At 70.5% G+C, this 10,278-nt stretch carries 10 protein-coding genes; 5 read left to right on the top strand and 5 right to left on the bottom strand.

All coding sequences use genetic code 11. The features are described from left to right. Window positions 1-44 precede the first annotated feature (44 nt). From ACY0I8_RS13005 to ACY0I8_RS12985, 5 genes are all read right to left on the bottom strand, one after another. A complete protein-coding gene (locus ACY0I8_RS13005; RefSeq protein WP_461395091.1) occupies window positions 45-893 on the bottom strand; it encodes a 1,4-dihydroxy-6-naphthoate synthase in 849 nt (282 codons plus the stop codon). Window positions 894-1,081: 188 nt separating this feature from the next. Next, entirely contained in the window at window positions 1,082-2,128 is a 1,047-nt protein-coding gene (locus tag ACY0I8_RS13000; protein WP_461395090.1) for a helix-turn-helix domain-containing protein, read from the bottom strand. 65 nt (window positions 2,129-2,193) lie between these two features. After that, a complete protein-coding gene (locus tag ACY0I8_RS12995; RefSeq protein WP_461395089.1) occupies window positions 2,194-2,742 on the bottom strand; it encodes a YkgJ family cysteine cluster protein in 549 nt (182 codons plus the stop codon). Continuing rightward, complete coding sequence (locus tag ACY0I8_RS12990; protein WP_461395088.1) at window positions 2,739-3,506, bottom strand: slipin family protein; 768 nt, start codon at window positions 3,504-3,506, stop codon at window positions 2,739-2,741. The genes ACY0I8_RS12995 and ACY0I8_RS12990 overlap by 4 nt, the downstream gene beginning before the upstream one ends. A 166-nt stretch (window positions 3,507-3,672) precedes the next feature. Further along, window positions 3,673-4,992 (bottom strand): NfeD family protein, encoded by a 1,320-nt coding sequence (locus ACY0I8_RS12985; protein ID WP_461395087.1) that lies wholly within the window; start codon window positions 4,990-4,992, stop codon window positions 3,673-3,675. 159 nt (window positions 4,993-5,151) lie between these two features. Between ACY0I8_RS12985 and ACY0I8_RS12980 the strand changes: the two genes are divergently transcribed. The 5 genes from ACY0I8_RS12980 to ACY0I8_RS12960 all read left to right on the top strand — a co-directional run bounded on the left by ACY0I8_RS12980 (window position 5,152) and on the right by ACY0I8_RS12960 (window position 9,957). Beyond that, window positions 5,152-5,727 (top strand): hypothetical protein, encoded by a 576-nt coding sequence (locus tag ACY0I8_RS12980; RefSeq protein ID WP_461395086.1) that lies wholly within the window; start codon window positions 5,152-5,154, stop codon window positions 5,725-5,727. A gap of 144 nt (window positions 5,728-5,871) precedes the next feature. Then, window positions 5,872-8,097: a vitamin B12-dependent ribonucleotide reductase gene (locus ACY0I8_RS12975; protein ID WP_461395085.1), complete on the top strand. Its 2,226-nt coding sequence runs from the start codon at window positions 5,872-5,874 to the stop codon at window positions 8,095-8,097. Between the two features lie 212 nt (window positions 8,098-8,309). Continuing rightward, window positions 8,310-8,528, top strand: a complete 219-nt coding sequence (locus tag ACY0I8_RS12970) for a hypothetical protein (protein ID WP_461395084.1) — start codon at window positions 8,310-8,312, stop codon at window positions 8,526-8,528. A gap of 2 nt (window positions 8,529-8,530) precedes the next feature. After that, complete coding sequence (locus tag ACY0I8_RS12965; RefSeq protein ID WP_461395083.1) at window positions 8,531-8,809, top strand: DUF493 domain-containing protein; 279 nt, start codon at window positions 8,531-8,533, stop codon at window positions 8,807-8,809. 80 nt (window positions 8,810-8,889) lie between these two features. Next, the gene (locus ACY0I8_RS12960; protein WP_461395082.1) at window positions 8,890-9,957 is read left to right on the top strand and encodes a hypothetical protein; all 1,068 of its coding nucleotides are present in this window, start codon (window positions 8,890-8,892) and stop codon (window positions 9,955-9,957) included. The last annotated feature ends 321 nt before the right edge of the window (window positions 9,958-10,278 follow it).

Genomic DNA, 10,278 nt, shown 5'->3' with positions numbered 1-10,278 from the left:
TCGGAACTCCTGAGCGAAGTCCGGGCCGCCGTCGCCCCGGCGGCCTAAGCTCCCGGAAGCTCTTCCGGGGGGAAGAGCGGCCCTTCCCACCGGGGAAAGGTTTCCCCCACCTTTCCCCGGTGGAGCAGGGTTTCCACCGCACGGCATCCCTCGTCTCCCAGGTCCAAGCTGAATCGGTTCACGTAGAGCCCGATGTGGCTCCGCACGACCTCCTCGTCCATCTCCTGGGCGTGGGCCCGCACGTAGGCCATGGGCTCGTCCGGATGCGCGAGGGCGTAGGCCACGCTCTCGCGCACGAGGCGCTGGACCCGCTCCGGCTCCACCCCGGCGTCCCGCCGCAGAAGGATCCCCCCCAACGGCACCGGAACCCCGAACCGCTCCTCCCACCACGCCCCCAGATCCTCCACGGCCACGAGGCCGTGGGTCCGGTACGTGAACCGGCCCTCGTGGATCACGAGCCCGGCCGCCACCTCCCCCCGGGCCACGGCCGGCATGACCTCGTGGAACACCATGGGCACGGCCTCGAAGGGCCGGCCGGCCCGGAGGGTCAGCAGGCGGTAGGCCGTCGTGTGGAGCCCCGGCACGGCCACGGGGCCGTCGAGCAGCTCCTCCAGCGGCCGGGCCTCCCGGGCCACCAAGAGCGGCCCGCACCCCCACCCCAGGGCCCCGCCCGAACGCAGGCACCAGTACCGGGGAGCCACCGCGCCCACCACCCCGTAGCTCACCTTGGTCATGGGGAGCCGGCCCTCCAAGGCCCACCGGTTCAGGGTTTCCACGTCCTCGAGGACCGGCTCGAACCGAATCCCGCCGGTGTCGATTTTGCCGTAGACCAGCGCGTAGAAGAGGAACGTGTCGTTCGGGCAGGGCGAGTAGCCCAGGCGGATCGTGGTCATCGGGAGAGCGACTCCGTGGGTTGTGGCTGGGCGGCCAGGCGGCCCGGCTCGCCGGTCGTTCGTCGTTGGTCGTTCGTCGTGGCGAGGGATCTGACTGGTGCATCCCCGGCGTCGGAAACCGGCCGAACCTGCGCTTGAGCCGACAACATCCCCCCGTCCCAACGTCCGCACGTCCAGACGTCCGCGCGTCAGAACAGCTTGAGCTGGAGGGGAGGTTCCCCCGCCTTCCTGCGGCGTTTTGGCTTGGGCTCCGGGGCCGGTTCGGGGGCGGGGACGGGCTCCTGCGGTTTGGTGGGTCCCTCCGGCGCCAGGGACGCCTCCAGGTCCCGGAGCATCGCATCCAGGGCCGGATCGTCCCGCCGCCGCTCCTCCGTGCGGCGCACCGCCATGTGCACCGAGGTGTAGTCGAGCCCGAACCGGTCCCCGATCTCCCGCAGGGTGAGCCCGGTGTACTTACGGGCCAGGTACAGGGCGAGCTTCCGGGCCAGCACCCGCTGGAACTTGCCCCGCACCACCTGCTCGGGGCTGAGCCCCGTGTACTCGGCCACCCGGGCCACCACGGCGTCGAGATCGGCCGCGGGCTCGGGCCGGCCGAACCCGGGGAACTCCCTCAGGTCCTTGCCCTCCAGGAGGGCGAGCGCCCGCTGCCGCAGCCCGTCGCCCCCCAGCACGAGCCCCCGCCACGCCTCCTTCCAGGGGGGCGGGGACGGCGTCGCGAGCTCAGCCTCCAAGGCCTTTCGGTACGCCTCGCGCCCCCCCGCCCGGGAGAGCACCGACCGGGTCCAGACCCCCGGCATCCCGGCCCGGGGCTCCCAGTACGCCCGGGCGCTCGAGGCCGGGTACCCGGCGGGGTGATCGGCAAGCCCCCGTCGCACCGGGTTCAGGTGGACCCGGACCGAGAGCGGCACCAACCAGTCCTCGGGGTCGATCAAAAGCGCCCGGAACCGGCCCCGCAGGATCGGACCCTCCGCCTTCACCCGGGCAGTCAGGAAGGTGTTCCACCGGTGGACCGCCCGGGACAAGTTGGCCCGGGGGGTTTCGAGGAGCAGATGGTAGTGGTCGGGGAGCACGCACGCGGCGTGGACCCGCACCCCGTAGGCGTCCACGATCTCCGGAAGCCGCACCACCAACGCCGCCGCCTCGTCGGCGGTGCGGAACCACCGCCGTCGGGGCAGCGCCTTGGCGGTCACCAGGTAGGTGGCGCCGGGGAACTCGATGCGAACCGGGCGCGCCATCCGGATCTCTCCGCGTGGTGGGGACGCGAGGTGCGTGGGTTCCTATCAGGTCCGGGCCGACCGGTTCAAGCCTCCAGCGCCCGGCGCAGGAGCTCGTCGATCCCGACCCGGCCCCCGGTCCACCCGACCTCCCGGCGGTACCGGACGTCTAGGGCGTCGGCCACGGCCGCGAGGCGCCCCTCGTCGAGCACGAGGGCCCCCGGCACGCTGCGCCCGGTGAGATTGCCGAAGTTCTCGGGGCAGTGGTGGAGCACCGCCGTTCCCCCCTCCCGCCGGAGAAGGAGCAGTCCGTGGGTGCGGCACAAAAGCGGCCGGTACTCGTAAAGGAGGCAGACGCCGGAGTGGAGGAGGGGGCAGCCGGTCAGGGGGGCGTCCAGGGCCCGCCGCAAGAGCGCGACCTCTTGAGGCCCCAGCGACGAGAGGCCCTCCACCAAGTGCCCCGCCTCCACCGGCCGGAGCCGCAACACCTGGCGGCAGCACCCGTCGCACCCCGGCCGGCAGCGCACGGCCTCCCCCAAGGCCTCCCGGGTCCGGCGCCAGAACCCCTCCACTCTCCCGTGGAGGCCCAGGAGGCCCTCGCGGGTTTCGCCCTCGGGCCGGGGCGGCAGGGTCACGGTTTTTCCGGCCCCCGGTCGGCGAACGCCTTGAGAAGGTCCACCGGCACCGGGAACACAATCGTCTTGGCCCCGCTCGAGGCGCTGACCTCCAGGAGCGTCTGGAGGAACCGGAGCTGGATCGCCGTGGGTTCCTGGCCGATGGTCCGGGCCGCGGCCGTGAGCTTTTCGGCGGCCTGGAACTCGCCCTCGGCCGCGATGATCTTGGCCCGGCGCTCCCGCTCGGCCTCGGCCTGGCGGGCCATGGCCCGCTGCATCTCGCTCGGCAGGTCGATGTGCTTCAGTTCCACCGTCGAGACCTTGACCCCCCAGGGGTCGGTGTGGCGGTCGAGGATCTCCTGGAGCTTCTGGTTGATCTTCTCCCGATGGGAGAGGAGCTCATCGAGCTGGGCCTCGCCCGAGACGCTCCGCAGGGTGGTCTGGGCGAGCTGGCTCGTGGCGTAGAGGTAGTCCTCCACCTCGACGATGGCCTTCATGGGGTCGATCACCCGGAAGTACACCACCGCGTTGACCTTGACCGACACGTTGTCGGCGGTGATCACGTCCTGGGGCGGCACGTCGTGAGCCACGGTGCGAAGGCTCACCTTCACCATCCGGTCCACGAACGGGATGAGCAGGATGAGCCCCGGCCCCTTCACCCCCACGGCCCGGCCCAGCCGGAAGATCACGGCCCGCTCGTACTCCCGAAGGATCCGGATGGCCGAGACGAGGAAGACCAGAAGGACGAACACGAACACCGGCAGAAACATCACGAACCCGGGCATGGCAGACTCCTCCTTTTCAGGCTGGGAAGCTGGAAAGCTGGGAAGCTGGGAAGCTTGGAAGCTCGAAGCCTCAGCGACGGACGGTTTCAGGGCGCCAAATGTAGTACGGTCTCCCCTCGCGCTCCCTGGCCTCCGTGCTCTCCGTGTTCTCCGTGGTCTTCCTTCCTCAGGCCGACCCTTGCTCCCCCGCGGATCCGCGAGGTACCGGCCGCACGGTCAGGGTGAGGCCCTCCACGGACACCACCTCCACCTCCGCCCCGGGTTCCACCGGGTCGGGGCACCGGGCGTTCCAGTACTCCCCGTGGACAAACACCCGGCCGGGCCGGTCGGGCCCCGGGGGCTCCACCACCCGGCCCCGTTCGCCCACGAGCCCCTCGCTCCCCCCCAGCCGCCGAGCCTTCTGGGCCGCCAAGCCCTTGCCCACGGCAAAGGCGAAAAACGCCACCGTCCCGGCCACGGCCGGCACGAGCACCGTCCAGCTCACCCGGTAGTAGGCCTCGCTGGAGCGAAACAGCATGAGGCTCCCGAGCACCAGGCACACCACCCCGCCCACCGTGAGGAGCCCGAACGAGGTGATCTTGACCTCGAGGAGGAGGAGCACGAGACCCAGGAGGATCAGGAGCACCCCGCCGTAGTGGAACGGCAGGGTCTGGAGCCCCACGAACGCCAGGATGAGGCAGAGCCCGCCGAGCACCCCGGGGAAGATGGCCCCCGGGTTCGAGAGCTCGAAGAAAAGTCCGTAGAACCCAAGAAGCAGAAGGAGGTAGGCCACGTTGGGGTCCGAGAGCACCCGAAGGGCTCGGTGCCGGAGCCCCATCGGCACTGGCCGCACCCGTGCCCCCGCGACGCGGAGCTCGATCTCGGCCGTGCCGAAGGGGACCTTGCGGCCCTCCAGCTTCCCCAGGAGCTCCTCGGGCGAGGCGGCCAGAAGGTCCACCACCCCCTGTTCCAGGGCCTCCTCGGCCGCAAGGCTTCGGCTCTCGCGCACGGCCTCCTCGAACCAGGCCGGGTCTCGCCCCCGCTGCCGCGCGAGGGAGCGCAGGTACGCGGCCGCGTCCTCCTCGGCCTTCCGGGCCAGGGTGTCGTCCTCCCCCCCGCCGCCCCCCAGGGCCACCGGATGGGCGGCCCCCAGGTTCGTGCCCGGCGCCATGGCCGCCACGTGGGCGGCCGCCACCACGAAGAGGCCGGCGCTCGCGGCCCGGGCCCCCGAGGGGCCGACCCAGGCCACCACCGGCACGGGGCTTCGGAGCACGGCCCGCACGATGCGGCGCATGGAGGCGTCGAGCCCGCCCGGGGTGTCGATCCGCAGGATCACCGCCGGGGTGGCCACCGGGTCCACCTCGGCCAGGGCCTCCTCCACGTACTCGGCCGCCACCGGGCCGATCGGCCCCTCGATCTCCAAAAGGGGCACCACGGCGGCCCGGGCCGGCCCGGCGGCGAGCAGGATCAGAATCCAGAGGGACAGGAAACGGCGGGCGGGTCGCATGGCGCTCAAAATAGCACAGACTTCCCCCCAAGCCAGCCCCGCCCAGCCCCTTTCCGGAGGCGCTTTGCCGCCTTGACACCCCCCGGCGTTGCCGATACATTCGCGAGCCTTGTGGGATCGCTGAAAACCGTTGGGGTTACGTGGGGAAAGGAGGCGCACATGGCGGGCCAGGGAGACAGCCTGATCCGGAAGACCCAGAAGGGCCTTTCGGTGCTGGCGTTCGAGACCACCAAGCAGAGCCGGATTTTGAAGAAGCGGATGCGGATCGCGGCGCTCCAGAAGGAGATCAAGGCCGATCTCCGGGACCTGGGCAACCTGGTCTACAACGCCGTGGTGAACGGCCAGACCGGTATCCTCGAGGAGGAAGAGGTGAAGTTCCTCGTGGAGAGCATCCGGAAGAACCGCGAGGAGATCGAGCACCTGCGAGACGCCATCGCGCGGCTGAGCCGGGCCAAGAAGCACTTCCCAGAGGAAGAAGCGGAGGCCTTCGGGGCCGCCGAGGAGGCGCCGGCGCCCCAACCGGACGAACCGGCGCTCGCCGAGGTGGAACCCGAACCGACCCCCCCGGTGGAGGAGACGCCCGTGGAGGAGGCCCGGGACCTCGAGGAGGCGGTTCTGGAACCCGAGGCCGAGCCGAAGCCCAAGAAGGAAGAGCCCGGGGTACCCCCCCCGCCGGGCACCGACCCGGGCCACCCCGGGCCGGAAGCCGAAGGGGAGAAGTCCGAGAAATCGTAAAGGGACGAAAACGCTCCGGAATCGAGGCGGCCTTCGGGCCGCCTCTTTTTTTCGGCGAAAATCCACCGTTGACCCCAACATCTTGTTGGACTACACACAGCATCCACTAGATATTGAACCTCTTCCCGCCGATAGGAGGACCCGATGCCCCACTCGGCCGCCCGCGTGATCCCCCTGGAGATCGAACCCGCCTTTTCGCCGAACGCCCTCGTGGTGCTGGAGAAGCGCTATCTCAAGAAGGGCCCCGACGGGAAACCCACCGAGACCCCCAAGGAGATGCTCTGGCGGGTGGCCCGGGCGGTGGCCGAGGCCGACCGGTTCCACGACCCCGAGGCCGACGTGGAGCAGACGGCCGTGGCCTTCTACCAGGCGATGGCCCGGCTCGAGTTCCTGCCCAACTCCCCCACCCTCATGAACGCCGGCCGGGAACTGGGGCAGCTTTCGGCCTGCTTCGTGCTGCCCGTGGAGGACTCCATGGACAGCATCTTCGAGGCCGTGAAGAACACGGCCCTGATCCACAAGTCGGGCGGCGGCACGGGGTTTAGCTTCTCGCGCATCCGGCCCAAGAACGACATCGTACGCTCCACGAGCGGGGTGTCCTCGGGTCCCATCAGCTTCATGAAGGTGTTCGACACCGCGACCGAGATGATCAAGCAGGGGGGCACCCGCCGGGGCGCCAACATGGGGATCCTGCGGGTGGACCACCCCGACATCCTGGAGTTCATCACGGTCAAATCGAACCCGGACGTGCTCACGAACTTCAACCTCTCAGTGGCCGTCACCGAGGCGTTCATGGAGGCGGTGCGGGCCGACGGGGAGTACGACCTCGTGAACCCCCGAAACGGGGAGGTGGCGGGCCGGCTCCGGGCGCGAGAGGTGTTCGACACGATCGTGGAGGAGGCCTGGAAATCCGGGGAGCCGGGCATCGTGTTCATCGACCGGATCAACCGCGACAACCCCACCCCCCACGTGGGGGCCATCGAGTCCACGAACCCCTGCGGGGAACAGCCGCTCCTGCCCTACGAGTCGTGCAACCTGGGCAGCGTGAACCTGGCCCGCATGGCCCGGGACGGCGAGGTGGACTGGGAAAAGCTCGAGGAGACCGTCCGGCTCGCCGTGCACTTCCTCGACAACGTGGTGGACGTGAACCGCTACCCCCTGCCCGAGATCGAACGGATGACCCGGGCGAACCGCAAGATCGGCCTGGGGGTCATGGGGTGGGCCGACCTCCTCTACCAACTCGGCATCCGGTACGGCTCGGCCGAGTCGGTGGACCTCGCCCACAAGGTCATGGGGTTCGTGGACCGGGTGGCCCGGGAGGCGAGCGAGGACTTGGCCGAGGAGCGCGGGGCGTTTCCGAACTTCCGAGGCTCCATCTACGACCGGCCGGGCGCCCGCCCCGTCCGGAACGCCACCCGCACCACCATCGCCCCCACGGGCACCATCTCGATCCTCGCCGGAAGCTCCTCGGGGATCGAGCCCGTGTTCTCCCTGGCCTACGTGCGGCGGGTGCTGGACGGGGAGGAACTCGTGGAGGTGAACCCCGTGTTCGCCCGGGCGGCCCGGGAGCGGGGGTTCGACTCTCCCGAGGTCATGCGCCGCATCGCCGAGGGGGCCTCCTTGGCGGAGGTGCCCCAGGTGCCGGACGACGTGCGGGAGGTGTTCGTCACAGCCCACGACATCGACCCCAAGGCCCACCTGGAGATGCAGGCCGCGTTCCAGGAGCACACCAACAACGCGGTGTCGAAAACCGTGAACTTCCCCCGGTCGGCCACCAAAGAGGACGTGGCCCGGGCCTTCTGGCTGGCCTACGAGCTGGGGTGCAAGGGGCTCACGATCTACCGGGACGGCAGCCGGGAGAGCCAGGTGCTCGTGAAACCCTCGACCGAGGCGAAGAAGAAGACCCCGCCCGAGCCCGCACCCCGCAAGCGGGACCGGCCCCTCGTGCTCACCGGCAAGACGTACCAGATGCAGACCGGGTGCGGCCTCCTCTACGTCACCATCAACGAGGACGAGCAGGGGCTCTTCGAGGTGTTCACCACCATGGGCAAGGCCGGGGGTTGCGCCGCGAGTCAGTGCGAGGCCATCGGCCGGCTCGTGTCCCTCGCCTGGCGCTCGGGGGTGAAACCCGAGCCGGTGGTGCGCCAACTCCGGGGCATCTCCTGCCACAAGCCCGCCGGGTTCGGGCCGAACCGGGTGCTCTCCTGCGCCGACGCCCTGGCGATCGCGGTGCACCGCCACCTCGAGCCCGAGCGGGAGATCGAAAAGCACGTGGACGTGGGCGGGGCCTGCCCCGAGTGCGGCGACGCCCTGGAGCACGAGGAGGGCTGCGTGCTGTGCCGCAGCTGCGGCTACTCGGAGTGCGGGTAGGGGTCCGGGCCTTTGGCCCCGCTGGGAGGCTTGGAGGCTAGGACGCTGGGAGGCCAAAATCCTTTGTGATTCCAGCGTCAGCGGCTACCCCAACCTGTGGGAGCGGCTTCCAAGCCGCGACCGGTGTTCCTGCGGGCCTTACGGCCCGGGTTTCCCGACGCGGCCCCCTGGACTAGAATGGGGGCCGCGTCGTTTTTCGGGGAGGAGGCCCCATGAAACAAGATGAAACCGGCGAGGGGAGGGACGTCTCCCACCGGGGCTCGTGGTTTCGGCTGCCGGGGAAGACCCGGTGGCACAGCGAGGCCCACCGGGAGTACGGGGTGCTCTGGTCGCTCTGCGGGGTGCGCACCATCGCCCTCCAGGCCGAGACGAAAGAGGAGCTGGGCCCCGAAGACCAGGCCTGCGTGCGCTGCGCCGGGATGAGGGACTGACCGTGGAAGACCGCCGCATCCCGGTGGAGGAGTTCATCGACTTCCCCACCCGGTTCTCGTTCAAGGCCATCGGCCACCACACCCGGGAGTTCGCGCCGGCCGCGTTCCGGGTCGTGCGGGAGATCCTCGGCGACGACCGGGGCGTGGAGCTTCGCACCCGCCTGAGCCGCCAGGCGGCCTACATCTCGGCCACCGTGACCGCCCGGGTGGACTCGGCCGAGGAACTCCGGACCGTGTACGCCGCCCTGTGGAAGCTCGAGGGGGTGATCACGGTGTTGTGACGGCTCGGCTGCCGGGCGGCCAGGCGGCTGGCGGTTCGGCCGGTTCCGGCACCGAGCGTGCTCGTGGGGAGAGTTCGCCGATGCGTCTACGCCCGTTGTTCCTGGCCCTGGCCCTCCTGTCGGCCGCCTGCCGGCCGGTCGCGTCGGTTCGCCCGTCGGAACCGGCGGCCGAGGGGCCCCATCTTCGAAACATCCGGCAGCTCACCTTTGAGGGCGACAACGGCGAGGCCTACTTCTCCTGGGACGGCACCCGGCTCATCTGGCAGTCGAACCGGGGGGGGTACGCCTGCGACAAGATCTGGGTGATGAACGCCGACGGCACCGGAAAGCGCAGGGTGAGCCCCGACCACGGCGCCCACACCTGCTCCTTCTTCTTCCCGGGCGACCAGAAGATCGTGTACGCCTCCACGGCCCACCTGCCGGGCGACTGCCCGCCCCGCCCGGCCCCGCCCCCGGGCCGGCGGTACGTGTGGCCGCTCTTCCCCTACGACATCTTCGTGGCCGACGCCGACGGCTCGAACCCGGTGCGGATCACCGACAACCCGGCCTACGACGCCGAGCCCATCGTGTCGCCCGACGGCCGGCGGATCGTGTTCGGCTCGAAGCGCGACGGCGACTTCGACATCTACGTCATGGACGCCGATGGCTCCAACGTCCGCCGCCTCACCCACACCGTGGGCTACGACGGGGGGCCCTGGTGGTCGCCCGACGGCACGAAGATCGTGTGGCGGGCGTGGCACCCCCAGACCCCCGAGGAGCACGCCCTCTGGAAGGAGTGCATGGAAAACGACTACATCGTGCCCGTGCCCCTCGACCTCTGGGTCATGGACGCCGACGGCTCCAACCAGCGGCGGATCCTCACGAACGGCGCCACCAACTGGGCCCCGTCGTGGCACCCCGACGGCCGGCGGATCGTGTTCTCGAGCAACATGGACGACTGGCGGCCCGACATCGGCCGGTACGGCCACAACTTCGAGCTCTACCTCGTGAACCTGGACGGCACGGGGCTCGAGCGGATCACCTTCAACGACGTGTTCGACGGGTTCCCCATGTTCCGGCCCGACGGGAAGCAGCTCGTCTGGGCCTCCAACCGGAACCCGGAGAAGCCCCGGGCCACCGACATCTTCGTGGCCGACTGGGTGGAGTGATTCCGGCGTGGGCCGCGACCTTGGCCTGCGGTGCCCGGTGACCGGCCGGGGGCCGCACACGGGAACCCGCCGGCTCCCCCTCCCCCTGTCCCCCTCCCACAGGGGGAGGGGGGACCGTTTCGCGGCGGCAGTGAGCCGGGCGCCGTCTACCTCCCTCTCACCCCTGGGGGGGAGAGCGCCCGCGTGTGGGGGCACCCCAAGCCCCACCCCCGCCCCCTGCCCCCTTCCCACGGGGGGAGGGGGGACCGTTTCGCAACGACAAGGAGCCGGGCGCCGTCTAGCTCCCTCTCCCCCCTGGGGGGGAGAGGGCCGGGGTGAGGG

The sequence above is a fragment of the Deferrisoma sp. genome (genome assembly GCF_054681715.1).
This window is presented reverse-complemented; position numbering and strand designations above follow the sequence as displayed.

What these genes read in the sequence shown, in the direction of transcription:
- ACY0I8_RS13005 (WP_461395091.1), bottom strand. Translation starts at nt 893, where the DNA reads ATGACCACGATCCGCCTGGGCTACTCGCCCTGCCCGAACGACACGTTC.
- ACY0I8_RS13000 (WP_461395090.1), bottom strand. Translation starts at nt 2,128, where the DNA reads ATGGCGCGCCCGGTTCGCATCGAGTTCCCCGGCGCCACCTACCTGGTG.
- ACY0I8_RS12990 (WP_461395088.1), bottom strand. Translation starts at nt 3,506, where the DNA reads ATGCCCGGGTTCGTGATGTTTCTGCCGGTGTTCGTGTTCGTCCTTCTG.
- ACY0I8_RS12985 (WP_461395087.1), bottom strand. Translation starts at nt 4,992, where the DNA reads ATGCGACCCGCCCGCCGTTTCCTGTCCCTCTGGATTCTGATCCTGCTC.
- ACY0I8_RS12980 (WP_461395086.1), top strand. Translation starts at nt 5,152, where the DNA reads ATGGCGGGCCAGGGAGACAGCCTGATCCGGAAGACCCAGAAGGGCCTT.
- ACY0I8_RS12975 (WP_461395085.1), top strand. Translation starts at nt 5,872, where the DNA reads ATGCCCCACTCGGCCGCCCGCGTGATCCCCCTGGAGATCGAACCCGCC.
- ACY0I8_RS12970 (WP_461395084.1), top strand. Translation starts at nt 8,310, where the DNA reads ATGAAACAAGATGAAACCGGCGAGGGGAGGGACGTCTCCCACCGGGGC.
- ACY0I8_RS12960 (WP_461395082.1), top strand. Translation starts at nt 8,890, where the DNA reads ATGCGTCTACGCCCGTTGTTCCTGGCCCTGGCCCTCCTGTCGGCCGCC.